Origin of the sequence: Streptomyces sp. NPDC048462 (assembly GCF_043200175.1) — a bacterium.
Lineage (GTDB): Bacteria > Actinomycetota > Actinomycetes > Streptomycetales > Streptomycetaceae > Streptomyces.
Genome location: NZ_JBICXG010000001.1, coordinates 378,365 through 402,839 on the forward strand (window position 1 = coordinate 378,365; position 24,475 = coordinate 402,839).

At 72.7% G+C, this 24,475-nt stretch carries 23 protein-coding genes; 10 read left to right on the forward strand and 13 right to left on the reverse strand.

Annotation, left to right across the window (positions count from 1 at the left end):
* Nucleotides 1–4 precede the first annotated feature (4 nt).
* Together ACGFU6_RS01515 and ACGFU6_RS01520 are read right to left on the reverse strand one after the other, a co-directional pair.
* Nucleotides 5–655 (reverse strand): ABC transporter permease, encoded by a 651-nt coding sequence (locus ACGFU6_RS01515; RefSeq protein ID WP_393607460.1) that lies wholly within the window; start codon nt 653–655, stop codon nt 5–7.
* Nucleotides 652–1,695: an ABC transporter ATP-binding protein gene (locus ACGFU6_RS01520; protein WP_393607461.1), complete on the reverse strand. Its 1,044-nt coding sequence runs from the start codon at nt 1,693–1,695 to the stop codon at nt 652–654. Before ACGFU6_RS01520 ends, ACGFU6_RS01515 begins: the two co-directional genes overlap by 4 nt.
* 151 nt (nt 1,696–1,846) lie before the next feature.
* Between ACGFU6_RS01520 and ACGFU6_RS01525 the strand changes: the two genes are divergently transcribed.
* Both ACGFU6_RS01525 and ACGFU6_RS01530 read left to right on the forward strand, forming a co-directional pair.
* Complete coding sequence (locus ACGFU6_RS01525; protein ID WP_393607462.1) at nt 1,847–3,403, forward strand: aromatic amino acid ammonia-lyase; 1,557 nt, start codon at nt 1,847–1,849, stop codon at nt 3,401–3,403.
* A gap of 441 nt (nt 3,404–3,844) precedes the next feature.
* A complete protein-coding gene (locus tag ACGFU6_RS01530; protein WP_393607463.1) occupies nt 3,845–4,213 on the forward strand; it encodes a DUF4232 domain-containing protein in 369 nt (122 codons plus the stop codon).
* A gap of 132 nt (nt 4,214–4,345) precedes the next feature.
* On the opposite strand, the gene ACGFU6_RS01535 is transcribed toward ACGFU6_RS01530, so the two are convergent.
* Nucleotides 4,346–6,595: a glycosyl hydrolase family 18 protein gene (locus ACGFU6_RS01535; RefSeq protein ID WP_393607464.1), complete on the reverse strand. Its 2,250-nt coding sequence runs from the start codon at nt 6,593–6,595 to the stop codon at nt 4,346–4,348.
* 724 nt (nt 6,596–7,319) lie between these two features.
* Between ACGFU6_RS01535 and ACGFU6_RS01540 the strand changes: the two genes are divergently transcribed.
* Nucleotides 7,320–8,654, forward strand: coding sequence for a TerD family protein (locus tag ACGFU6_RS01540; RefSeq protein ID WP_393607465.1), 1,335 nt, complete (start codon nt 7,320–7,322; stop codon nt 8,652–8,654).
* Between the two features lie 12 nt (nt 8,655–8,666).
* Here the strand turns inward: ACGFU6_RS01540 and ACGFU6_RS01545 are convergent, their stop codons facing one another.
* On the reverse strand, nt 8,667–9,839 hold the full coding sequence (locus tag ACGFU6_RS01545) for a glycosyltransferase (RefSeq protein WP_393607466.1): 1,173 nt from the start codon (nt 9,837–9,839) through the stop codon (nt 8,667–8,669).
* 58 nt (nt 9,840–9,897) lie between these two features.
* On the opposite strand from ACGFU6_RS01545, the gene ACGFU6_RS01550 reads away from it, so the two are divergent.
* Complete coding sequence (locus ACGFU6_RS01550; RefSeq protein WP_393607467.1) at nt 9,898–10,683, forward strand: glutamate racemase; 786 nt, start codon at nt 9,898–9,900, stop codon at nt 10,681–10,683.
* 69 nt (nt 10,684–10,752) lie between these two features.
* Entirely contained in the window at nt 10,753–11,316 is a 564-nt protein-coding gene (locus tag ACGFU6_RS01555) for a hypothetical protein (RefSeq protein ID WP_393607468.1), read from the forward strand.
* A 102-nt stretch (nt 11,317–11,418) separates the two neighbouring features.
* On the opposite strand, the gene ACGFU6_RS01560 is transcribed toward ACGFU6_RS01555, so the two are convergent.
* Both ACGFU6_RS01560 and ACGFU6_RS01565 read right to left on the reverse strand, forming a co-directional pair.
* Nucleotides 11,419–11,634, reverse strand: coding sequence for a hypothetical protein (locus ACGFU6_RS01560; protein ID WP_393607469.1), 216 nt, complete (start codon nt 11,632–11,634; stop codon nt 11,419–11,421).
* 91 nt (nt 11,635–11,725) lie between these two features.
* On the reverse strand, nt 11,726–12,445 hold the full coding sequence (locus ACGFU6_RS01565; RefSeq protein WP_393607470.1) for a hypothetical protein: 720 nt from the start codon (nt 12,443–12,445) through the stop codon (nt 11,726–11,728).
* Nucleotides 12,446–12,640: 195 nt separating this feature from the next.
* Here ACGFU6_RS01565 and lnt point away from each other — a divergent pair, with 195 nt between their 5' ends.
* The 3 genes from lnt (at nt 12,641) to ACGFU6_RS01580 (ending at nt 16,636) form a co-directional block, all read left to right on the forward strand.
* Nucleotides 12,641–14,236 (forward strand): apolipoprotein N-acyltransferase, encoded by a 1,596-nt coding sequence (lnt, locus tag ACGFU6_RS01570; RefSeq protein ID WP_393607471.1) that lies wholly within the window; start codon nt 12,641–12,643, stop codon nt 14,234–14,236.
* 30 nt (nt 14,237–14,266) lie between these two features.
* A complete protein-coding gene (locus ACGFU6_RS01575; protein ID WP_393607472.1) occupies nt 14,267–14,746 on the forward strand; it encodes an NUDIX domain-containing protein in 480 nt (159 codons plus the stop codon).
* Nucleotides 14,747–14,893: 147 nt separating this feature from the next.
* A complete protein-coding gene (locus ACGFU6_RS01580; protein ID WP_393607473.1) occupies nt 14,894–16,636 on the forward strand; it encodes a serine/threonine protein kinase in 1,743 nt (580 codons plus the stop codon).
* A gap of 26 nt (nt 16,637–16,662) precedes the next feature.
* Here ACGFU6_RS01580 and ACGFU6_RS01585 read toward each other — a convergent pair whose 3' ends face one another.
* Entirely contained in the window at nt 16,663–17,337 is a 675-nt protein-coding gene (locus tag ACGFU6_RS01585) for a hypothetical protein (RefSeq protein WP_393607474.1), read from the reverse strand.
* A 407-nt stretch (nt 17,338–17,744) separates the two neighbouring features.
* Entirely contained in the window at nt 17,745–18,311 is a 567-nt protein-coding gene (locus ACGFU6_RS01590) for a TetR family transcriptional regulator (RefSeq protein ID WP_393607475.1), read from the reverse strand.
* A gap of 119 nt (nt 18,312–18,430) precedes the next feature.
* Between ACGFU6_RS01590 and ACGFU6_RS01595 the strand changes: the two genes are divergently transcribed.
* The gene (locus tag ACGFU6_RS01595; protein ID WP_393607476.1) at nt 18,431–19,369 is read left to right on the forward strand and encodes an SDR family oxidoreductase; all 939 of its coding nucleotides are present in this window, start codon (nt 18,431–18,433) and stop codon (nt 19,367–19,369) included.
* Between the two features lie 46 nt (nt 19,370–19,415).
* Here the strand turns inward: ACGFU6_RS01595 and ACGFU6_RS01600 are convergent, their stop codons facing one another.
* The 5 genes from ACGFU6_RS01600 to ACGFU6_RS01620 all read right to left on the reverse strand — a co-directional run bounded on the left by ACGFU6_RS01600 (nt 19,416) and on the right by ACGFU6_RS01620 (nt 23,474).
* Nucleotides 19,416–19,988 carry a GNAT family N-acetyltransferase gene (locus ACGFU6_RS01600; RefSeq protein WP_393607477.1) on the reverse strand — a complete coding sequence of 191 codons (573 nt, stop codon included), beginning with the start codon at nt 19,986–19,988 and terminating at the stop codon, nt 19,416–19,418.
* 117 nt (nt 19,989–20,105) lie between these two features.
* Nucleotides 20,106–20,738, reverse strand: a complete 633-nt coding sequence (locus ACGFU6_RS01605; protein ID WP_393607478.1) for a class I SAM-dependent methyltransferase — start codon at nt 20,736–20,738, stop codon at nt 20,106–20,108.
* Between the two features lie 130 nt (nt 20,739–20,868).
* Nucleotides 20,869–21,882 (reverse strand): NAD(P)/FAD-dependent oxidoreductase, encoded by a 1,014-nt coding sequence (locus ACGFU6_RS01610; RefSeq protein WP_393607479.1) that lies wholly within the window; start codon nt 21,880–21,882, stop codon nt 20,869–20,871.
* Entirely contained in the window at nt 21,879–22,406 is a 528-nt protein-coding gene (locus ACGFU6_RS01615; protein WP_393607480.1) for an isoprenylcysteine carboxyl methyltransferase family protein, read from the reverse strand. Before ACGFU6_RS01615 ends, ACGFU6_RS01610 begins: the two co-directional genes overlap by 4 nt.
* A gap of 12 nt (nt 22,407–22,418) precedes the next feature.
* Nucleotides 22,419–23,474 carry a type III polyketide synthase gene (locus tag ACGFU6_RS01620; protein ID WP_393607481.1) on the reverse strand — a complete coding sequence of 352 codons (1,056 nt, stop codon included), beginning with the start codon at nt 23,472–23,474 and terminating at the stop codon, nt 22,419–22,421.
* 118 nt (nt 23,475–23,592) lie between these two features.
* Here ACGFU6_RS01620 and ACGFU6_RS01625 point away from each other — a divergent pair, with 118 nt between their 5' ends.
* Entirely contained in the window at nt 23,593–24,462 is an 870-nt protein-coding gene (locus ACGFU6_RS01625; RefSeq protein ID WP_393607482.1) for a UbiA family prenyltransferase, read from the forward strand.
* Nucleotides 24,463–24,475: the final 13 nt, after the last annotated feature.

Sequence of the window (24,475 nt, forward strand, 5' to 3'; positions counted from 1 at the left end):
GCGCTCAGGCCCCCTGCTTCTGCCGGCGGGTCCACGGGGTCAGGACGTACTGGAGGGCGACGAGGACCGCGTCCGCCACCAGTGCGAGGAGCAGGGTCAAGGCGACGCCGACGATGACGGGGGTGGGGAAGTTGCGCTGGAAGCCGTCCGTGAAGAGCTGCCCGAGCCCGCCGTCCCCGATGTACGTGGCCACGGAGACCAGGGAGATGGCCATCACCGTGGCGATCCGCACCCCCGCCATGATCACGGGAAGGGCGAGGGGGAGTTCGACGGTGAGCAGGGTGCGCAGCGGCCGGGTTCCCATGGCCTTGGCGGCCTCCTTGGTCCTGGCGGGCACGGAGTCCAGACCCTCGACGGTGTTCCGCAGGAGCACGACCAGGGTGTAGATCGTCAGGCCGGTGACGGTGGTGGTGCGGGTGAGCCCGCTGACCGGCAGGAGGAGCACGAAGACGGCGATGGACGGGATGGTGAACAGGATGTTCGACAGCCCGAGGAGCAGTCCGCGCAGTCTGCGTACCCGGTGCGCGAGCACCGCCAGGGGGAGCGAGACGAGCAGGCCCAGGAGTACGGCGGTGAGGGCGGCCTGGAGGTGGGAGAGGGCCAGGCTGGTGAGATCGCCGGAGTGGTCGGATATCCACGACCAGTCGACGCTCATGCGGCCACCGTGCTCGCCGCGCTGTGGACGCGCCCCGCGTGGTCGTGGATGTCCTCGCGGGACGTCACACCCGTGAGGACGCCCTCCGCGTCGACCCGGGCGACCAGGCCGCTGGGCGCGGCGATCGACTCGTTGAGTGCGGACAGCAGCGAGTCCGTGTCGCGCAGCGGCCGGACCGGGGCCTGTGCCTCGGTCTCGGTGTCGTGCCAGGCCAGCGGCTTGCGGGCGGCGTCGAGGGTCAGCTGCCAGCGGGTGCCCTTGGGTGCGGGCCCCTGGGTGACCTCCGCCAGCGCGGTCAGGGACAGCAGCTTCAGACCGCGCTCCGCGCCCAGGAAGTCCGCGACGAACGCGTCCGAGGGGCGGGCCAGCAGTTCGGCGGGGCCGGCGCACTGGACGAGGTGGCCACCGGTACGGAAGACGGCTATGCGGTCCCCGAGCCGGACGGCCTCGTCTATGTCGTGCGTGACGAAGACGATGGTCTTGTTCAACTCCCGCTGAAGGCGCAGAAGTTCGTCTTGCAGCTGGGTGCGCACCACCGGGTCGACGGCGCCGAACGGCTCGTCCATCAGGAGCACCGGCGGGTCCGCGGCGAGCGCCCGCGCCACGCCGACCCGCTGCTGCTGGCCGCCGGAGAGCTGGTGCGGGTAGCGCTTGCCGGCCTCGGCGGAGAGGCCGACCGTCTCCAGGAGTTCGGCGGCCCGCGCCCGCGCCTTCCGGCGCCCCCAGCCGAGCAGCAGCGGCACGGTCGCGATGTTGTCGAGGACCGTGCGGTGGGGGAAGAGCCCGGACTGCTGGATCACGTAGCCGATGGAGCGGCGCAGTTCGGCGGCGTCCTGCTCCAGGACGTCCTTGCCGTTGACCCTGATCGTTCCGGAGGTCGGATCGACCATCCGGTTGATCATGCGGAGCGTTGTCGTCTTGCCGCAACCGGAAGATCCGACGAGGACGGTCACGCCTCCTTCCGGCATCTCGAGCGTGAGGTCGTGCACCGCGGTTGTGCCGTTCGGGAAGCGCTTGTTGACCGTGTCGAATTGGATCATGTGGAGTCCCTTGCCCGGCTGCATATCATCATGCAGAGTTCTTGGTGTCTGAATAGATTGTCAATAGTCAGTCGCCGTTCAGGTGTAAATCCCTGGTGACAAGTGGCCGTAGGGCAAGACGGAGCTTCCGGTTGAGGAGGAATTGCGCGTGATGTCGTCTCATATCGCGGACGAGGTGACTGGCGACAGCGAATCGGTCGTCGTCCTCGACGGTCGCGGACTGATGGTCGCAGATGTCGTACGCATGGCCGAATCCACCGTAAAACCCGTTCCGGCAGCGGATGGTATGAAGCGTGTGGAGACCTCGTGGAACGCCGCCCGGGAGATCGCCTCATGGGGTCGCGTCTACGGCCGCTCCACCGGAGTGGGCGCCAACCGGAATGAGTCCGTACCGACGGAGGCGGCCGCCGACCACGGTCTGCGGCTGCTGCGCAGCCACGCCGGTTCGATCGGTGACGAGCTGCCCGCACGGCAGGTCCGCGCCATGCTCGCGGTCCGCGCCAACCAGCTGCTCGCCGGCGGGGCGGGCCTGCGCCCGAGCGTCGTCACGGCGCTCTGCGAGGCACTGGAGACGGGTGCCTGCCCGAAGGTCAACGAGTTCGGCTCGGTCGGCACCGGCGACATCGCGGCCCTCGCGCAGATGGGCCTCGCCCTGGCCGGCGAACACCCCTGGCAGGGCCCCGGAGCGGCCCCCGAACCGCAGCCCCTCGACAACAACGACGCCCTCGCCCTGATCAGCAGCAACGCGCTCACCCTCGGGCAGTCCGCGCTCGCCCTGCACGAACTGCGCGGCCTGATCGCGGCCACGCAGGTGGTGGCGGCGCTGTCCCTGATGGCGACCGACGGCTCGTACGAGGCGTACGCGCTGCCCGTGCACGAGGCACGGCGGCACGCCGGTTCGTACGCGGTCGCGGAACGGATGCGGCTGCTGCTCGGCGCGGCCGACCGCCCCACGCCGCCGCTCGGCCGGATCCAGGACCCCTACGGCTTCCGCTGCGTGCCGCAGATCCACGGGCCGGCGCACGATGCGGCGGACGCGCTGGAGGACGTGCTCACGGTCGAGATCAACGCGGCGGCCGAGAACCCGCTGATCTCGGCCGACGATATGGCGGCCTACCACCACGGCGGCTTCTACATCGCCCAACTCGCCCTGGCCCTCGATCACTTCAGGCTGGCCGTGACTCAGGTGGCGCGGCTGTCGACCTCGCGCCTGTCCACGCTGAACGAACCGGCCTTCACCCGGCTGCGGCCGTTCCTCGCGGACGGCGCCCCGGCCGCGTCGGGCGTGATGATCCTCGAGTACGCGGCCGGGGCGGCGCTCGGCGACCTGCGCGCCTTCTCCGCGCCCGCGTCCCTCGGTCACGCGGTGCTCTCGCGCGGGGTCGAGGAGCAGGCCAGCTTCGCCTCGCTGGCGGCCCGCCAGACGCTGCGGGCGTGCGAGGCGTACCGCCTGGTCGTTGGCTGCGAACTCGTAGCTGCGGTAAGGGCGTTGCGTCAGCGCGACATGAGGCTGGACCCGGAGCTGCCCGTCGGCCGGGCCTTCGCCCTTGCGGACGCGGTGCTCGACGCGGAGCTGGCCGACCGGCCGTTGACGGACGATGTGACGGCTGCCGCCGGGCTGCTCGACCGGTTCACCGAGCTGTGGCTGGACCTCGGATCGCGGGACGCGACGGCCTTCGACGATCAGGGCGTGGTGCGACGCACGTGACGGGCGGCCGTTCGGACATGTGACCGGAAGAACCGCCCCGGCAGGTGCAGACCGCGAGAAATTGAGCAGGCGAGAGGTATGGGCTCACTTCTTCGAACCACCCCATCACCGTCCGAGTCGTCGCCCCGGTCACGGGAGAGGAGGAGGGCGTGGCGGGCCGGACCGCTCAGGCCCCGGCTGCTCGCCCCGCTCGCGGTCGCGACGGTCGCCCTCGCCGCGGCCGGCTGCGGCGGGACCACGGCCTCGGCCGGGCAGTCCGCCCCGAGCGACTCCGCCGGCAGTGGCGCGCCGACGGCGAAACCCTCCTCGGGCCCGCCGTCCTCCGCTCCGGCGGCGGCCACGGGCGCCCCGGAGAGTTCGGCCGCCCCCGGGAACTCGACCGGCCCGGACTCCGCCGGCTCCGTAACGGGAACCCGGCGCTGCACGACCAAGGACCTGTCGATGAGTCTGAGTACCGGCGACGGGGGTGCGGGCCAGGTCCACTACCGGCTCGCGTTCGCCAACAAGTCCGGCCACCCGTGCGCCCTGCGGGGGTACCCCGGCGTCTCGCTGATCAGGCGCGACGGCAGCGTGATCGGCGTCCCCGCCGAACACGAGGGCGCCGCGGGGCGGCAGACCGTGATCGGCGCGGGCGGGACGGCGGACGTCACGCTGCACACCCTGAACCAGGGGATCGCGGATTCCGGCTGCTGGCGCACGCCCGACTACCTCAGGGTCTACCCGCCCGGCTCCAAGGAGGCGCTCACCCTGCGAACCCCCGACCTCCGGGTCTGCGGCGACCGCTTCACCACCACGGCGGTGGAGGGCTGACCCCGGAGCGGTCACGGGGCGCCCCGGCCTCCCCGGCTGCGCCGAGGGGCCACCGGCCGAGGGCCGCCCGGGATGTCCCGGACGGCCCTCGGTGCGTGGTGCGTGGTGCGTGGTGCGTCGGGGTGCGACCGCTCAGCCGAGGCTGCCGGTCATCGCGTTGAGCAGGGTGCCCGAGGCGTCGTCGTTCTCCAGGGAGAAGGCGAACATGCCCGCCAGCCCCTTCTCGGCGGCGTACGCGGCGCGGGCCTCGATGGCCCGAGGCGTGTCACCGGTCCAGAAGTTGGTGCCGTCGTAGATCCATGAGCTCTCGGTGACGGGATCCCAGTGGGTCTGCGCCGCCGTCGGGTTCAGTTCCTTCCAGGCCGCGAGTCCGGCCTCCTGGCTCAGGGGTTTGGCGGGCGTGGGGCCGGTGGCGCTCCGGTAGAGCCCGTAGTCCGTCCCGGCGGGCACACCGGTCCAGCCGCGCCAGTAGAACGGCACACCGAGCACCAGCTTCGAGGCGGGGAATCCGCCGCTGATGCCGTACTCGGGCAGTCCCTCGGTGTAGGCGGTGACCGCCGTGTCGAGGTTGTACTTGGCACTGCCCGGTTCGATCGGGGCGGTCGGGTCGGCGGGGCTGTCGTGCAGCGGGTCCTGGTGGTTGGTGGGCCCGGTCGCGTCCCAGGAGCCGTGCATGTCGTACGTCATGACGTCGGCGTAGTCCAGATAGGCGCCGATCTTGTCCGTCTCCAGGTACTTGATCTTGTCCTGCCCGCTGGGCAGCGCCGCCGTCAGCAGGAACTTCTTGCCGACCGTCGCGCCGTACGCGTCGAGCTGGGTGCGGAACTCCTTGAGGAGCAGGGTGAAGTTGGCCTTGTCCGCGTCGGCGTGGTGGTTGCCGGTGTGGCCCCCGGCCGATCCCGGGTATTCCCAGTCGATGTCGATGCCGTCGAAGACGCCGGCCGCCGAGGCCACGCCGCCGGACGGGTCGCCCTGGACGTTCTTCGGCAGGTTGCCCTTCATGAACATGTCGATGCAGGAGGAGACGTACGCCTTCCGGGACGCGTCGGTGGCGGCGGCGTCGGAGAAGTACTTGGAGTAGGTCCAGCCGCCCAGTGACACGGTCAGCCGCAGATTGGGGTACTTGGCCTTGAGGGCGCGCAGCTGGTTGAAGTTGCCCTTGAGCGGCTGCTCGTAGACGTCGGCCGTGCCGTCCACGCTGTCGCCCGCCGCCACGTCGGCCTGGTAGTCGGCGTAGGCATCACCGGCGCCGTCGCCCGCGTTGGGATTGTCCTCGTTGCCCGCGTCCGACGCCTTGATGGCCTCGAAGCACTTGTGCGTCGTGGGATGGACGTTCTCGAAGGCGTACGTCACCACATCGAGCCCGGCCGCCGCACCGCTGGTGCCGATCTGCTTCGGGTAGTACGCGTTCTCGTAGATCCCCCACTGGTCGAAGTAGGCGGAGGCGTACGGCTTCGCGGCCGGTGCGTCGCCGGTCGTCACGGTGACGGGCCCGGACTGGCCCGAGGCGTGGCCGGCCCGGTCGTAGCCCTGCACGGTGAAGGTGTAGGAGGTGCGCGGCCGGAGGGAGCTGACGGCGACGGTGGTGCCCATGGACGTGGCGGCGATCACGCCCTTGGCGTAGACCTTGTACGCGGGTACGTCGCCGTTCTGCGAGGAGTCCGTCGACCTGTTCCACTTCAGTACGACAGCGTTCCCCGTGACCTTCGTCGAGACCAGGCCGGTGGGGGTGCTGACCTTGCCGTCGCCGGTGGGGCCGTTCGGGTCGGTGGTCGGCGGAGGGGTCGTCGGCGGGGTGGTCGGGGGAGTGGTCGGCGGCTCGGTGGGGTCACCGGTGGGGCCGGTCAGGGTGAGGTCGTCCGCGTGGTAGGTGCCCTGGCCGTACCAGCCATGGGTGTAGACGGTCACCGATGTGGTGCCGGCGCCGGTGGTGAAGGTGGTGGACAGCCGCTTCCATGAGGCGGCGTCCGGCGCCCAGACGCTCGCGTCGACACCCGTGCCGGTCGCGCCCAGGTACACGTAGCTGCCCTGGACCCAGCCGGCGAGGCTGTACGTCGTCTTCGGCCGCACGGTCACCGTCTGGCTGCACCGGCCGGTGTCCGAGGCCGTGGTGGTGGCGGCCAGCGCGCCCGAGCCGCTGTGCGCGGGAGCGGCGGAGACGGCACCGGCGGCGCACGTCCACCCGTCCAGGGACGCGGTTTCGAAGCCGGGGTTGTTGAGCAGTTCGGCGTCCGTCGCGGCAGCGGAACCCGGCACGGCGGCGAGCGCCGCGGCCGAGGCGACGAGGACGGCGGCCACCGCCAGGGCGCTGTGGCGCAGGACGGTGCGTCGCGCCGGGCCGCGGACCGCCGCAACTCCGGGGCCGGGTGGGTTTGCGGGCATCATGCAACCTCCGTGGGGGACGGACCGCACCAGGGGATGTGTTCATGCCACATCTAGCGGCACGTCCAAGAGATTGGACTGGACCAATGTGCCCGTCAAGAGGTGCGGCAGACAGTCGGAGGAATTTGGATTAGACCAATTTTGCGGCGCGGAGGCATCGGGCCAGCTGGCCCGGCCCGCGCCCCCGAGGACCAGGGGGAGGGCCGTGGGGAGGCTGCCGGTTCGCGCAACCTCCCCAGTGATCGGGCGGAGTTGGCGGGAGTGATCAGCCGGGCAGCTTCGCCGGGACGACCTTGTTCGAGCCGCCGTTCTCCGTGTCCATGGCGTAGAACGCCACCTCGCCCCGGTTGTTGATGCCGATGCCCTCGGTCGGCACCCGGCGCGGGCATCTCCCTCTCGGCAGCGGTGCCCCGGCGTGACCGGCGTGGACGGTACAGGCGCGACGGGTGTTGGCCCGGACTGGAAGACCGGGAGAGGCGGCATGACTGCCGGACGCGGTGGTGGTCCGGAATCGGGCGACGTGGATCAAGTGTCTTCACGAGTGGATCAGTTCTGACAGCACCCCCTGGCCGCCGCCGACCCCTCCGGCGCGCGGGCCACGCGGCTCCCGAGGCTGAAGCTGGAGGCCCCGCCGCACAAGGCATTAGGTTGACCGGAAAAGGTCTCGGCAGCCGGACTCACGATGGGGGCGAGCATGACCATGCTAAAGGGAACGAATGTTCCAGTGGCGGCGCAGGCCGTGCGCGTCGAACTGGGCTGGCACACCGCTCCCGGTACGCCGGACGTGGACGCCTCGGCGCTCCTTCTCCTCGGCTCGGGCAAGGTCCGCAGCGACGCGGACTTCGTCTTCTACAACCAGCCGGCCCACGCGTCCGGTGCGGTGCGTCACGAGGGCAAGCAAGTCAGCGGCGCGTCGACCACCGACAGCCTGGCCGTCGATCTGGCACGGGTGGAGCCCGCCGTGGAGCGCATCGTGCTGGCCGCCTCGGCGGACGGCGGCACGTTCGGCCGGGTGACGGGGCTGTACGTACGGATCACGGACACGGCGAACGGCTCCGAACTGGCGCGGTTCGACAGCGCCGACGCCACGGTCGAGACCGCGTTCATCCTCGGTGAGCTCTACCGGCGCCAGGGCGCCTGGAAGTTCCGGGCCGTGGGCCAGGGGTACGGGACCGGACTCGAAGGCCTCGCCACGGACTTCGGGATCTCCGTCGATGAACCGCAGCAGGCACAGCAACCGCAGCAGGCACCTCAGCCTCAGACGCCCCCGCAGCCCCAGCAGCCCAATCCGGCAGCACGGGTTGACTCGGTGCCGCCGCCGCAGCCGTCGACCCCTCAGGCACCGCATTCCCAGCCGGCCGCCGCCCCGCCCGCGCCTCCGGTCCCGCCCGCGCCTCCCGCCCCGCCGGTCACCCAGCCCGTCCGCCTCACCAAGGTGACGCTCACCAAGGAAGCGCCGTCGGTCTCGCTCGCCAAGCAGGGCGGTACCTCGGGGTCCATGCGCGTCAATCTCAACTGGGAGGTGCGCAAGCAGTTCAAGGGGTGGGGGAGCAAGCTCGGCCGGGCCGTCGCGAACCACGCGGACCTCGATCTCGATCTCTGCGCGCTCTACGAGCTGACCGACGGACGCAAGGGCGTGGTGCAGGCACTCGGAAACGCCTTCGGGGCCCTCCAGCAGGCGCCCTACATCCACCTCGACGGTGACGACCGGACGGGCGCCGTGTCCTGCGGCGAGAACCTGACCGTCAACCTCGACCAGAAGTCCAGGATCCGCCGCATCCTGATCTTCGTCACCATCTACGAGGGGGCCCGGAGCTTCGCCGATCTGCACGCGACGGTGACCCTCCAGCCCCAGCACGGCGCCGCGATCGACTTCTCGCTCGACGAGTGCACCGTCCCGTCCACGGTCTGCGCGCTCGCGCTCATCAGTAACGACGGGGGCGACTTCACCGTGCAGCGGGAGGCCCGATACCTGGTGCCGCAGCGCGGGGTGAGCCCGCAGCGCACCATCGACCAGGCCTACGGCTGGGGCATGAACTGGACCCCCGGCCGCAAATGAGCCCGCCCGCGGTCACCGGTCCGGTGCGGCCTCGGGGCGCGCGTACGTACGCCCCTTCCAGGCCGCACCGCGGCCCCGGTAGTGCTGGACGGCCGAATCGACCGTCATCAGCAGGTACAGCAGCGCGGTGAACGGCAGCAGCGGAGCCAGCCACAGGGACTGCCGGTAGTACCCCAGCATCGGCATGTACGTCGCGGCCATCACGACCCAGGCCACGCCGCCCGCCCAGGCGGCCGCACCGTTGCCGCCCAGCAGCCCCGCCACGAGCGTCACCGGCGGCGCGAGGTAGACGAGCGCGAGCCCCAGCACCGTCCCGAGCAGGAGCAGCGGGTTGTGCCGCAGCTGGGCGTATGCGCTCCGGGAGATCATCCGCCACAGGTCGGTGAGGCACGGGTACGGCCGCACACTGTCCACCCGGTCCGCGAGCCCCAGCCAGATCCGGCCGCCGCTGTCCCGCACCGCACGGGCCAGCGACACATCGTCGATCACCGCCTGCCGGATCGACTCCGGCACCCGCGCCCGGACGGCGGCCTCGGTCCGCAGCAGTACGCAGCCGCCCGCGGCCGCCGCGGTCCGCGCGCCCGCCCGGTTCACCCGGCGGAACGGGTAGAGCTGCGAGAAGAAGTAGACGAAGGCCGGTACGACGAGCCGCTCCCAGGTGCTCTGGACCCGCAGCCGTGCCATCTGCGACACCAGATCGAACCCGCCCGCCCCGGCGGCCGCCACCAGCTCCCGCAGACTGTCCGGCTCGTGCGCGATATCGGCGTCCGTGAGCAGCAGGTACTCCGGCTCCCTGGCCCGTGCCACCGCCATCCCGTGCCGTACGGCCCACAGCTTGCCCGTCCAGCCCGCCCGGAGTTGCCCGGGAGACACCACGGTCACCCGGAGCCCGCCGTGCCGTACGGCCAGCGCACGGGCCACCTCCCCGGTGCCGTCCTCGCTGCAGTCGTCGACCAGGAAGATCTCGGCCGGCCCCGGATAGTCCTGCGCCATCAGCGACGGCAGGCTCACCGGGAGCATGTCGGCCTCGTCCCGTGCCGGGACGACGATCGCGACGGACGGCCAGTCCCCGGGTTCCGTGCGGTCCGGAAGCCGCTGGTCCGTCCGCCAGAAGAAGCCCTGCCCCAGCAGCAGCCACACCCACGCGGCGAGGGAACCCACGGCGATCCAGACAATGGCGGTCATTGGCCGAAGTCTGCCCCACTGAGCCGGGACCGCAAGGGTGGTCGACTATGGTGACCGGGTGAAGATCGCGCTCATGGACTCCGGAATCGGCCTGCTCGCCGCCGCAGAAGAAGTACGCCGGCTGCGGCCGGACGCCGATCTGGTGCTCTCCTCGGACCCCGCGAGCATGCCCTGGGGCCCGCGCACCCCCGAGTACGTGACGGAGCACGCGCTCGCAGTGGCCCGCGCGGCCGCCGCCCACCGCCCGGACGCGCTGATCGTCGCCTGCAACACCGCCTCCGTACGCGCCCTGGCGGCGCTGCGGGCGGAGCTCGAACCCGGCCTGCCGGTCATCGGGACCGTGCCCGCGATCAAGCCCGCCGCGGCCGCGGGCGGACCGTTCGCCATCTGGGCCACCCCGTCGACCACCGGCAGCCCGTACCAGCGAGGACTCATCAGGGACTTCGCCGGCTCCGCCGCCGTCACCGAGGTCCCCTGCCCCGGGCTCGCCGACGCCGTGCAGTACGCGGACGAGGAGGGCATCGACCAGGCCATCGCCGCGGCCGCCGCGCTCACCCCGCCCGATGTCCGGGCCATCGTGCTCGGCTGCACCCACTACGAGCTGGTCGCCGAGCGCATCCGCGACGCCGTGCGGCAGCCCGGCCGGCCCGCCGTGGCCCTGTACCCCTCCGCCGGGGCCGTCGCGGCCCAGGCGCTGCGCCGGATCGGGGCCCAACCCGCTCCGTCGGCCGAACCGGGCACCGGTCTTGTGGTGCTCCTCGGCGGCCAGGTGTCCGAGATGCCCGAAGCCGCTCTGGCCTACCCGGAGGGGCGTCGCCTCATGGCGGCCACGCCCGCTCGCTGACCCCAGGGCGACCCGGCCGGGGCCGCCGGACCCGTTCCGCCGCGCGGTTTCTTCAGTACGCTGCTTGGCATGAGGGACCATCCCCGAGAACCGAGGCACACCGGAGCCGACTCCCCCCCGGCGGTCTGGACGGGCCGGGCCACCAACCGGACCCAGTGGGTGCTCGCCGCTGCGGGCGCCGCCTGCCTGGCGCTCGGCATCCAGCTCGCCGTCAGTTCCACCTGGACCTCCGGTATCGCACCGCTGCTGATGTCGGTGATCGGCTGCATGGCGGCCGGACTGCTGATGCTCTTCGGCACCCTCGCCTTCGTGAACGTGGCCGTCAGGGTCGACGGCGACGCCCTCGAAGTGCGCTGCGGCCACATGGGACTGCCGCGCCGCCGGATCCTGCTCACCCACGTGGTGGGCGCGGAGTTCGCGCCCCGGGTCACCCCGCGCCAGTGGGGCGGCTGGGGCTACCGCTGGCGCCCCGAGCAGGGCACCGCCGTGGTCGTCCGACGCGGCGAGGGCCTGGTGCTCCGGCTCGGCGACGGCAGGACCTTCACGGTGACGGTGGACGACGCCGAGGCGGGGGTCCGCTTCATCCGCGACCGGCTGCACCTGCCGGCCACCGGCGCCCCGGCCGGCGCCTGAAACACCGGAGCCCCCAAGCACCGCACCGGCCCCAAGGAGAGCGCACCGGCCTCAAGCACCGCACGGCCCCAAGCGCCCGCACCGGCCATGCGGGACGCGGCCTCAGCCGCCGTCTCCGATGGGCCGCCTGGCCGACGCCGGCCCGGCCAGCAGACCGGCCCCGGCCGTCACCGGCGTGAAGCTCAGCGCGTTGCCGAATCCGGCCAGCACCGCCGGCGCGGTGAGCGCGGCGCCGGCGGTCAGCACGACCGGGGTGCCGCGCGGCGAGCGCCACAGCACGTACAGCAGCCGGCCGAACGCGGCCCCCAGCAGCAGCATCCCCACCACACCCTGCTCGGCCGCCTACTGCAAGGGGGCCGAGCCGAGTGCGACTTGCCGTCGGAGTGGAGGGTCTGCTGCGCGGTGGCGCTCAGCTCGGCGAAGCGGCCGGGGCCGATGCCGCGCAGCGGGTGCTGCCCGGCCAGTTGCGCGGCGTCCTGCCAGAGCCGCACCCGGTTTCCGGTGAGCCGGCCTCAAGGGAGGTGGTCAGCCCGTCCGGCAGCACGCCCCGGGCCACCGCCCAGGGGACGGCGGTGACCAGACCGGCGGCCAGGGCGAGCCCGACGAGAGCGGGCAGCCGCCGCCGGACCCCCGACGCGGCGACCGAGCACAGCAGCACCCCGAGCGCGGCCGCGCACCCCGCGGCCGAGCCGAGTCCGAGCGAGGCGCAGGCCGTGCCCAGGGCCAGCAGCCGCAGGGTGAACCGCAGGGACTCCCGGCCGGCCGCCGCCGCAGCGCAACAGGCCGCGCCGGCCGCGAGCACCAGCAGCCCGGCCGCCGCCCCGGTGCAGCCGGGCGCGGTGTCCGTCGTGGCCGTGGCACCGGGCACCCCGTCACGCCAGACGAACGCCATGGCGAGGGCGGCCGGCGCGGCGACCGTCGCGGTGGCCACCGGCAGCAGCGTTCCGCAGATGCGCCCGCAGGCGAAACCCGCCGCCACCGCGAGGAGCGCCAGCAGCACCCCCTCCGGCCGGGTCTCCCGGCCCGCCGCGCTGATCAGGGACCAGATCGCGCAGGCGGCGAGAATCACCGCACCGGCGGCGTCGGACGCGTTGCCGCCCGCCGGCTCCCGTTCCGTGGATGAGGTCATCACGTCCGTCCCCCGGCCTGTGACGGTCCCGGGCGCGATGGCCGGAACCGGCCGGGTCGGCGAGGGACTGCGGCACAGGTTGTCGGCATCAACAGGCATATGTGCGGAAGATACGGAGAAACGATCCGGCGGTAGGGATTCCGCCATCGGGACAGGGCTGCGGGGCGCACAGCCCGCCACCGTAGACTCCGCCGGGTGAGCACCACCATCGCCCCGGTCGGCGACCCGCAGAAGCCCGCCTCCGTCCATCGAGCCAGGCGCCTGCTGCCTCGGCTCGTCCGTCCCGGCGCAGCCCTGCTCTCCGGGCTGATGCTGTACGCGAGCTTCCCGCCCCGGCCCCTGTGGTGGCTGGTTCTGCCCGGTTTCGCACTGCTCGGCTGGGTGCTGTTCGAGCGCAGGCTCCGGGCCGCGTTCGGCCTCGGTCTGCTCGCCGGGCTGGGCTTCATGCTGCCGTTGCTGCACTGGACGGGAGAAGAGGTCGGCCCGGTGCCGTGGCTGGCCCTGGCTGCCGCCGAGGCACTGTTCATCGCGGTGGGCTGCATCGGCATCTCCGCCGTGTCCCGGCTCGCAGGCTGGCCGTTCTGGGCGGCCGCGGTCTGGGCCCTGGACGAGGCGGTACGGGCCAGGGTGCCGTTCGGCGGCTTCCCCTGGGGCAGGATCGCCTTCGGTCAGGCGGACAGCGTGTTCCTGCCGCTCGCCGCGCTCGGCGGCACCCCGCTGCTCTCCTTCGCCGTGGTGCTGTGCGGCTTCGGACTCTTCGAGGCGGTCCGCCGCTTCCGTCTCCGCCGCGCCACCGGGGAACTGCCCCGTCTGGCCGCCGGGGTGACCGCGGCGGCCGTCCTGCTCCCGGTCGCCGCCGCACTCGCGTCGCTGCCGCTGGTGGACGACTCGGCCGAGGACGGCACCGCGACCGTCGCCGCGGTCCAGGGCAACGTGCCCCGGCTCGGCCTCGACTTCAACTCCCAGCGCCGCGCCGTCCTGGACAACCACGCCAACCGTACGGAGCAGCTCGCCCGGGACGTGAAGGCGGGCAAGGTGCCGCAGCCCGACTTCGTCCTGTGGCCGGAGAACTCCTCCGACCTCGACCCCTACCGCAACGCCGACGCGAAGATCGTGATCGACGACGCGGTGAAGGCCATCGGGGTGCCGACCGTCGTCGGCGCGGTCGTCGAGCCCGACACCGGCAAGCTGCGCAACACCCTCATCCAGTGGGACCCGGACAAGGGCCCGGTGGCCACGTACGACAAGCGCCACATCCAGCCGTTCGGCGAGTACATGCCGATGCGTTCCTTCGTGCGCGTCTTCAGCTCGGACGTGGACCGGGTGCAGCGCGACTTCGGTCCCGGCAAGAAGGTCGGCGTCTTCGACCTGTCCGGCACCTACGTCGGGCTCGTCACCTGCTACGAGGCCGCGTTCGACGACGCCGTGCGCGACACGGTCGAGCACGGCGCCCAGATGATCGCCGTCCCCAGTAACAACGCCACCTTCGGCCGCAGCGAGATGACCTACCAGCAGCTGGCCATGTCCCGGGTGCGCGCGGTGGAGCACAGCAGGTCCGTCGTCGTCCCCGTCACCAGCGGCGTCAGCGCGGTCATCCGCCCGGACGGCACCGTCGTCCGCAAGACGAAGATGTTCACCCCGGACGCGCTGGTCGAAGAGGTGCCGCTGCGGTCCTCGCTGACTCCCGCGACCAGGATGGGACCGCTGCCCGAAGGGGTGCTCTCGCTGCTCGCGGTCATCGGCCTCGGCTGGGTCGGCACGCGGGCGCTTCGGGCACGGCGCAGCCGCTGAACGGCTCAGCACGCCGCGTAGGGTCATGTCATGGCAACTCCTGACTTCATCCGAGAGATTCGCGCCACCGCGGGTCAACAGCTGCTCCTACTGCCCGGCGTCAGCGCCGTCGTCTTCGACGAGGAGGGCAGAGTGCTGCTCGGACGGCGCGCGGACACCGGGAACTGGTCGATCATCGGCGGCATCGCCGAGCCGGGGGAGCAGCCGGCGGCGACGGCGGAACGCGAGGTGCACGAGGAGACGGCCGTGCACTGCGTCGCGGAACGCGTGGTGCTGACCCAGGCACTGCCGGCCATACAGTACGAGAACGGCGACCGGTGCCAGTACCTGGACATCACCTTCCGCTGCCGGGCCACCGGCGGCGAGGCCCGCGTCAATGACGACGAGTCGCTGGAGGTGGCCTGGTTCGGGGTCGACTCGCTGCCGCCGCTGGAGGAGTTCGCGCTCCTGCGCATCAAGCAGTCGCTCAACGACGGACCGACCTGGTTCGAGGCCACCGACTCGCCCTGAACGCGACGGGCCGGGCGGGGCTCCGAACGGCCGCCGCCGGTCCGGGTCACCGGCAGGAATCCGGCGGGGCCGCAGGCCGGTGCGCCGACCCCGGTCGTCCGGGCGGGAGTTGTGGTCCGGCGGGTGCGGATGTGGCACAGTCGGGCCGTGGACGCACTGAGGCCCCAGGACCCCGCGCGAATAGGCGCCTACCAGTTGCTCGCCCGTCTCGGCGCGGGCGGCATGGGGCAGGTGTATCTCGCCCGGTCGCCCGGTGGCCGGCTGGTGGCGGTCAAGGTCATCCGGGACGAGATCAGCGATCACCCCGAGGTACTGGCCCGGTTCCGGCGCGAGGCCGCGACCGTCGAGACCGTGCGCAGCGTGTACACCGCCCAGTTGATCGAGGCGTCGCTCGGCACGTCCCCGTACTGGCTCGCCACGGAGTACGTGCCGGGGCCCACACTGCGCGCCGCCGTCGGCGCGGGCGGCCCCTTCCCGCCGGACAGCGCGCTGCGGCTGCTGGCCGCGCTGGCCGAGGGGCTGGCAGCGGTCCACGTACACGGAGTCACGCACCGGGACCTGAAACCGCACAACGTCATCCTGTCCCCGCAGGGACCGCAGCTGATCGACTTCGGGATCGCACGGGCGATCGATCAGTCGGTCCTCACCCGGGAAGGGATGGCCTCGGGGACACCTGGATACACGGCCCCCGAGGTGCTGCTGGGCAACGAGGCGGGTCCGGCGGCGGATGTCTTCGCACTGGGTGCGACGCTCGCGTACACGGCGACCGGCCGGCCCCCGTACGGCACGGGCGACGCCGCCTCAATCAGTTACCGGAGCGTGCACGAGGAGATCGACCTGGCGGGCGTGCGGCCGGACCTGGCCGCGCTGATCCGCATGTGCGTCGACAAGGATCCGGCGGAGCGGCCGGGGCCCGCCGTCGTGATCGCGCTGTGCGGGGTGGACTCGCCGCTGGCCTCGGACGCCCACTACGGCAGGCTCGTCCGGGCCGCCGGGCCCGGCCTCGTACCGGGGGACGAGATCACGCCGCCCATGGCGCCCGGTGGGCGGGCGGAGCCGGAAACGGTGCCGGCCGGCGACGCCACCACCCCGACGCGGCGTGCGGAGCGTGAGCCGGCCGATCAGCCGGTGGCGGCGCCCGCGACGGCCGACGCGGGGCCGTCCGGCAGTCCGGGCCGGGGCAGCGCACGGTGGGGGAAGATCTGGGTCGCCGTGTGCGCGGTGGCGATCGCGGTGCCGCTGACGGTCTGGCTGCTTCCGGAGACGGACGGCAAGGGTTCCGATGCCTCGGCCGAGCCCGGTGCCACCGTGTCGAGCCGGCCGGCCGCTGGCCGTTCGGCAACCGCTGACAGGACGGCGGGCCCACCTGGCCACATCGAGAACGACCGTGTCCCGAAGGACCGCTGGACCCTGTCGGACGATCCCGGACAGGCCGCCCTGGGCAGCGGCCGCTGCGTTCCGGACCGCGTTCCCGAGTCCTTTCCGCCGTCCGGCCTCATGTCCACCGTCTCGCACACCTCCGGCTCCGACACCGCCTCGGTGTCGATGCGGTTCGAGGACGCGGGCAAGGGGGAGCGGCCCGCGCCCTACTACGTGTCGGTTGGCGTGCGGCCCCCGCACGAGACCGACCGCGCCACCGGGCGGCCGCTCGCGTCCGGGGCAAAGGGCATCGGCTTCACCAGCAAGCCGGTCGATATCTACTCCCACTGGTCCTCCGGCGGAGCCGTCAGCCTCACGTACCCGGACGACTTCCGGGCGCACTTCGGTGCGAAGACCCTCGACGCGATCCCGGTGGGAGACGACCGGGGTGACTGGACGGTGATGATCTACCGCGTCGACGGAGGGCCCAAGGAGTACACCCCCGTCGTGTGCAACGGCTTCCACGCCTGAGGCGGTCCCTGTCCGCCCCGGCCGGGTCAGGCCGCGTAGGCGGACACGGTCAGGGTCTCGGAGAGGACGCGCCACAGGGCCCAGGCACCAGCGCGGCTCGCCGCGCTGCACAGCGTCCGCTCGCTGCACGGGGTCGGCCGGTCCTGCCAGGCGCTGACGACCAGGCAGTGCAGGCCGAGACTGCGGGCGAACGTGAACCGGATGTGCATCCCCTCGCCGAGGCTGTGGCCGGGAAGCGTCGCGATCTGGAGGCTGTCGTACCCGATCGCCTCCACCCGGACCGGGTTTCCGCCCAGCAGATCGCATGCGTCGGCCGGGTGGATCACGGCCGGGCAGTCACCGCTCACCGGAAACAGCCAGAAGTTGCCGGTGAGCTGCTCGCGTACGTCGTGGGGGCTGGTGAAGGGGTGGAAGCCCAGCGAGTAGCCGTACCGGTAGAGCTGGTCCGTACCGGTCGACGGCGGTTGAGACCTGAGCGAGCCTGCCCAGGGCGGTGCTGACCCGATCGACGGTGACCCGCTCGGTGGTGACGCGGCGTACGACGGGGACGCCGCCGTCGCCGTGAGCAGGAGTGCGGCGGCGAGCAGGCCTGCGGGCGCGGCACGGGCAGGCGTCCCGCCCGGCCTCGGGGCGGCGCCGCCGAGCACCCGGCGCGGAGTGCGGCCTGCCTTCCGCATCAGCACCTCCCGAAGCGCGAACATGAGCCAAGTGGAAGGTATGCGCTGATATGCGGTTCGGCATCTCGGCGCCCGCCCGGGATGCCGTGCAGGGGTGGCGCGGGGTCAGAGCCTCTCGTTTGGATCATGCCGGGCTCGCGGTGTCCGGCACGCACATCTGCGGCGTTGTCGTCGGTCGCCAATGCTCCGCGTTCACTCCCTCCTCCGCCTTGCAGCCGCACGCACCGGACACCGCTCCCTGATCCGGCCTGATCCAAACGAAAGATCCTAAGGGCTGTCCCGTAATCCCTGGTGGATCAGCGCGCGGCGTCAGATGCGGTGCATCGCAAGGCGGAGGAGCGTCCGCATACTGGATGTATTCGGGCGTTTCGACAACGCAGCGAGGTGCCGTAGCTGTCGTCGTGCGCCCGCCAGGGATTACGGGACAGCCCTTAGGCGCCCGCTGTCACGGCCTTGAGCTCGTCGAGCGACTCCCGGATGAGCCGCGACATGTCCGGGGAGCCGGTTGCCGCGATCCAGCGCTCGAACGTCACCTTGAAGACGGCGATCCCCGCCTCGGCGGCAAGGCTCGCCGCCGGTTCCGGGACACCGCGCCGGCGCAAGGTGTCGGAGATCGCCGCGGAGAGCCTCGCGAGCTTGATCAGTTCGCGTTCCTGCAGATCGGCATTGGCGGCGATGATCATCTGGCGTTGCCGCGCGTATGCGTGACGGTCCTGGAAGACGGCCGCCGCCGCGTCGAGCGCCGCGGCCACGGCGTCGATCGGAGCCGCCGAATCGGGCACCTCCGTGAGCGTGTCCACGAAGAGTCCCTGCAGCGCGGACGAGCCCGCGAACAGCACTTCGCGCTTGTCGCTGAAGTGCCTGAAGAACGTCCGCTCGGTGAGCCCCGCCCGTCTGGCGATCTCCGTCACGGTCGTCTGTTCGAACCCGCGCTCGCTGTAGAGATCCATCGCGGCCTCTTCCAGCCTGCCGCGCGCGTTCGGCTCCCATCTGCCCATAGCGGTGATTCTATGCGATGACAGTGACTGCCATCAGGTGTACTGTGATGACAGTTGCTGACATCGACTGTCCGTCGTTCTCCTGAGGCGTGGACGGTCGGTATATCCGGGAGGTTCCCATGCGCGTTTTCGTTACCGGAGCGTCGGGCTGGATCGGTTCCGCCGTCGTTCCCGAGCTCATCGGCGCGGGCCACCAGGTCGTCGGGCTCGCCCGCTCGGCCGCCTCGGCGGCCGCGCTCGAAGCGGCAGGGGCCGAGGTGCGGCGTGGCAGCCTCGACGATCTCGACGAGCTGCGGAGCGCCGCCGAAGGCGCGGACGGAGTGATCCACCTGGCGTTCAAGCACGACATAGCCTTCTCGGGGAACTTCCAGGGGGCCGCCGAAGCGGACCGTGCGGCGATCGAGGCGTTCGGTGAGGTGCTCGCGGGCTCGGACCGGCCCTTCGTCATCGCGTCCGGGACGCTGGGCCTCGCGCCGGGGCGGGTCGCGACGGAGCGGGACGGGCTCGCCCCCGGCTGGGAGGTGCCGTTCGAGGGGGCGAGGGCCCGGCTGGCCAATGCCCAGCTGACGCTCTCCTTCGCCTCCCGAGGCGTCCGCTCATCCGTGGTCCGGCTTCCCCCGACGGTGCACGGTGACGGGGACAACGGCTTCATCGCCTCCGTTGTCGGGGTCGCCCGTGACAAGGGGGTCTCCGCCTATGTCGGTGACGGCTCCAACCGCTGGCCGGCCGTGGCCCGGTTCGATGCCGCACGCCTCTTCCGCCTGGCGCTGGAGCAGGCCCCGGCGGGATCGGCGCTGCACGCGACCGCTGATGAGGGGGTCCCGATCCGCGAGGTCGCCGAGGTGATCGGACGCGGTCTCGGTCTCCCCGTGACCGCCGTCCCGGCGGAGGGCGCGGCCGAGCACTTCGGCTGGCTCGGCGGCGCCCTGGGCATGGATGGTCCGGCGTCGAGCGCCCTGACCCGCGAGCTGCTCGGGTGGCAGCCGACCCACCCCGGGCTCCTCGACGACCTCGGCAAGGGGCACTACTTCGACGCCCCGTCCGCCGGGCACGCCTGAGGTTCAGGAGCTGTGCGGCGCCCGATTCCTCAAGGGCAGGACCCGATCAGGACCCGGGGGTGAACGGGCCCGGCGTGCCGGGTCGTTGTGCCGGGGTCCACACGCCGAACCACTGCTCGGCACCGTAGTCCTGGAACCGCTCCACCTCGGTGAACCCCACCCTTGCCGCGAGACGCATCGAGGCCTCGTTGGCGGTCTGGGTGCGGAGCACCACCGCCTCGCCGGGCAGCTCGCCGGCGAACCAGGCGAGTGCCGCCGCGCAGGCCTCGGCGGCATACCCCTGACCCCAGACCCGGGGCAGGAAGAGGTAGGCGAGCTCGGTGTTCCCGATGTCCGGACGGATGTGCCCCGGGCGCTCGTCGTGCGGATCGAGCGAAATCGTGCCGATCGCCGCGCCGTCGAGCTCGGCCACGAAGAAGCCGGGCCGCCGGCCGGGCACTTCGGGCACCTTGCGTTCGAGCTCCTCACGCGGCTGTGGGCCACCGAGGTACGCGGTCACCTCCGGTGAGGCGTTCAGCTCGATGGTCATCGCGCGGTCCTGGGGCCCGGACTGCCGCAGGACGAGCCGCTCGGTCGCTATCGGGGCGGTCGGCCAGATGATCGGTCGGCTGTCAGTCATGCCGGCCAGCCTAGATCAGCCGCCCCTGCGGCGATCAAGGAGCCGTGTGCCTCCCGGCGAAGCCCTGCCGGGTGGCACACGGCGCGCCGGTCCCGTGCGAGCCCGCCCCGGGCGCCGTCAGTCGCGCCGGGCGAGCAGGAACAGGTGCGGTTCGGGCACTGCCGCCGGATGGGCCGGAGTGAACACGCTGCTGGTTTCCGACAGGACCGCGAATCCGGCCCCGGCCACCAGCGCGGTGAACTCCGCAGGTCCGAAGCTGGTCACCCGCGCCGGCCGCCCCATGAACTCACCGCTCACGTCCTCCAGGTCCAACGGCACCGTCGCGACTGCCAGGTGACCGCCGCTCCGCAACGCCCGCCCGAGCCGGTCCAGTACCGCCGCCTGTTCGGCGCGCGACATCTGCAGGAGCGAGAAGTACACACACGCGGCGTCGAGACTCCCGTCCTCCAGGGGCAGTTCGCGGATATCGGCACAGCGGAACGCGGCCCGGGGCACCTGCCGGGACGCGATGCCCACCATGACCGCCGAGACATCGACCCCGAGCACCACATGACCGGCGTCGGTGAGGACCTGCGCGGTCGGCCGTCCGGTGCCGCTGCCGACGTCCAGTACCCGGCTGTGCGGTGCCAGGTGCTCCAGCAGTATTTCCAGCGAGGCCCGGTGGGCGGCCGATCCGGCGAACGCCTGCTCGTACTCGGCGCCGATGGCATCGAACAACGAGGCAGCCGTGGGCTGTTGACCTGCGTCCATCGCGATCCACTCCTTCTCGGGCTGCCGCCGCCGGCCCGCCGGTGTCCGGTCCCGCAGTCTGGCACAGCGGCCCGCCGCTGACCGTGCTGTCGGCGCACTCGAACGCCCGGAACGCCCGCCGGGTCCGTGACTACTGCAGCGCGTGCACCGCGGCGCCGAAGACCGCAGGCGCGCGGTATGCGGCGGGGACGATCAGACGCGCCGTCGCCGGATGCCGGGCGACCGCCAGCAGTCCCTCGGTGAGGAACCGGTGACGTCTCGTCAGCGTCCGCCACCGGGCCGGGTAGTCCTGCGGCCGGCCGGCCGCCAGGCAGTCCACCGCGGCCGCGGCTGTCGCCAGGGCCAGCGCCACCCCTTCGCCGGTCAGCGCGTCCACATAGCCCGCCGCGTCACCGACCAGCAGGACGCGCCCGGCCCGCCGGTCCAGCGCCCGCCGCCGCAGCGGTCCGGCGCCGCGCACGGGCCCCGCGTCCAGGCCGGCGAGCGAGGCGGCCAGCCGGGGGAACGCCGTCAGGTGCTCCTCGTAGGAGCGCCGTTCCCGGCTGAGCACGGCCACGCCCACCAGGCCGTCCCCGAGCGGCGTCACGTACGCCTCGCCGCGCCGGGACCAGTGGACCTCCACGAACTCCGTCCACGGGGCGAGCCGGTAGTGCCGGCGCTGCCCGTACCTGCGCACCGCCGGGCCCGGCCCGTCCAGGCGCAGCTCGCGGCGGAGCGGCGAATGCAGCCCGTCGGCGGCGACCAGCCAACGGGCCGTCAGTCCGCCCGCGCTGACCCGGTCCCCGCTCTGCCGCACGCCGGTGACCTTGCCCGGCACGATCCGGACACCGAGCTCCACCGCCCGGCCGTGCAGGGCGGCGTGCAGCTCGGTCCGCCGCACGCCGAGCCCCGTCCGCCCCCGGAACACCGCCGCCGCGCTGCGCGCCCCCTCCACGTACCGGATGCCGCGGAGCCGGTGCCCTGACACGTCGACGCCGAGGGCCTGCAGTGCGGTGACGCCGCTGGGCATGATGCCCTCGCCGCAGGCCTTGTCGATGGGCGAGGCGCGGGGTTCGACGACGACCGTCTCCAGGCCGAGCCGGGCCGCCCGGATCGCCGCGGCCAGGCCCGCCGGACCGCCGCCCGCCACCAGCACGTCGATCACGCCGGCACGTCCGCCGCCGTCGTGGCGGTCAGGGCCGCCTCCTCGCACCGCACGCGTACGGTCATGAGCGCCCCGTTCAGCACCGTGAAGAGGGCCGCGGTCAGCCACGCGCCGTGGACGAGGGGCAGCGCGAGCCCCTCGGCGGCGACGGCGACGTAGTTCGGGTGACGCAGCAGCCCGTACGGCCCGCCGGTCACCAGCGGCAGCCCCGGAACGACGATCACGCGGGTGTTCCACCTGTGTCCGAGCGTACGGATGCACCACCAGCGCAGGCCCTGAGCAGCCACCACCACCGCCACCATCGCCCAGCCGAACAACGGCACGAACGGCGGGTCCGTCAGCCGGACCTCCGTGAGACAGCCCAGCAGCAGGGCCGTGTGCAGCGCGACCATCGCCGGGTAGTGGGCGCGGCCGGTCTCGACCCCGCCCCTGGCCAGCGCCCAGCGGGTGTTGCGGAGTGCGACGAAGAGTTCGGCGAGCCGTTCGCCCGCCACGGCCAGCACCAGCGCCGTGTACCAGATCATGTGTCCTCCGGACTACCAGCGCAGCAGCACCAGTTCGCAGCAGAATCCCGGTCCCATCGCCAGCAGCAGCCCCGGCGAACCCGGCTCCGGCCGCCGCTGCTCCAGCGTGTCCCGCAGTACGTGGAGCACCGAGGCGGAGGACAGGTTCCCCACCTCGGCCAGCGAATTCCAGGTGACGTCGAGCGCGCCGTCGGGGAGCGAGAGAACCTCGGACACGGCCTCCAGGACCTTCGGGCCGCCCGGGTGGCACACCCAGTGCGCCACGTCCTTCGGTTTGAGCCCGTGCTCCGCCAGGAAGTCGCGCACGTCGTCCGCGAGATACCGGCGCACGACGTCCGGGACGGCCGGATCGAGGAGCACCTTGAAGCCGGAACCGCGAATGTCCCAGCCCATCACGTGCTCGGTGTCCGGATACATGCGGCTGCGGGTCGCCACCACCTCCGGCCCGGCACCGGCCGCCCGGCCCGCGCCGAGCGCCACCACGGCCGCCGCCCCGTCGCCGAAGAGCGCGGTCGCCACCAGGTTGGCCGTCGACGCGTCGTGGCGCTGGAAGGTGAGCGAGCACAGTTCCACCGAGAGCAGTACCGCCACGTCGTCGGGGCGGCCGAGAAGATAGTCGTGCAGCCGGGCCACCCCGGCGGCCCCGGCCACGCAGCCGAGCCCGAACACCGGCAGCCGCTTCACGTCGGGGCGCAGCCCGAGCCGCCCCACCAGCCGGGCGTCGACCGAAGGAGCGGCCACCCCGGTGACGGACGTGAACATGAGGAGGTCCACGTCCTCGGGCCGCAGCCCCGCCGTCCGCAGCGCCCCGCGCAGCGCGTCCGCGCCCATGTCCACGGCCGCGCGGATGAACACGTCGTTGGCGTCGCCGAACCCGCCCAGCTCCGCGTACCGCTCCAGCGGCAGCACCATGTTCCGCGTGCGCACCCGGGCGTTCTCGTGCAGCCGGTCCAGCACCCGCCGGCCGGTCCCGGGCGGCAGACAGGTGCGGGCCACCATGTCGGTGACCTCGCGCTGCGTGTGGCGGTACGGGGCCGGGGTGCCGTGAACGGCGGCGATCCGGGTCATCCCGGGTCCTGATTCGGAGACGTCATGGCCCAACCCTGCCCCACTCAGGAGACAAAACGGCGCAAACGTCCCGTGTGGCTGCCATGTCCCTCCGGCACGGAGTACCTACGATCACCGGATGGCTACCCCCGACCCGCCGCGCCTGTACGCCGCGACCGGCCGGCCGCCGCGCCGCGCGGCGGCGCTCGCCCGCTCCTGCCACCCGGGCCCGGTGGTCGCGGTCGGCATGCTGACCGGCGCGCTGGGCGTGGGTGTCGGGCTCGACGGGGTCCGCCTCGCCCTCCTCGTCGCCGCGGTGCTGAGCGGGCAGCTCTCGGTGGGATGGTGCAACGACGCCTTCGACGCCCGGCGGGATGCCGCGTCCGGGCGCCGCGGCAAGCCGGTGGCCGACGGCTCCGTGACCCGCCGCACGGTGTGGACGGCCGCGTTCACCGCCGCGCTGCTGTGCGTTCCGCTCTCGCTGGCCTGCGGACTGCTCGCGGGTACGGTGCACCTGGCCGCGGTGGCGGCGGCCTGGGCGTACAACCTCCGGCTGAAGGCGACGCCACTGTCCTGGCTCCCTTACGCGATCGGCTTCGCCGCCCTGCCGGCGGTGGCCGCCCTGACCCTGCCCGGCAGCCCGGGCCCGGCCTGGTGGGCCGTCACGGCCGGCGCGCTGCTCGGCCTCGCGGCCCATCTGGGCGATGTGCTCCCCGACATCGAGGACGACCTGCGGGGCGGGGTGTGCGGACTGCCCCACCGGCTGGGTGTCACCGGCACCCGGCTGCTGCTGCCGGTGCCACTGCTGGCGGCCTCGGCGGTCCTGGCGTTCGGACCGGCCGGACCGCCGGGCCGGTGGGGAGCGTTGACCCTGGCGGTGGCGGCGCCGGCCGCGCTGGCCGGGCTGGTGCTCGGCCGGTACTGGCGCGAGGCCGCGCTCGCCGCCGCCGTGGTCGTCGCGGCGGCCGACGTGGCACTGCTGCTGGTGCGCGGCGCAGCCCCGGTGTGACCCCTGTACCGGG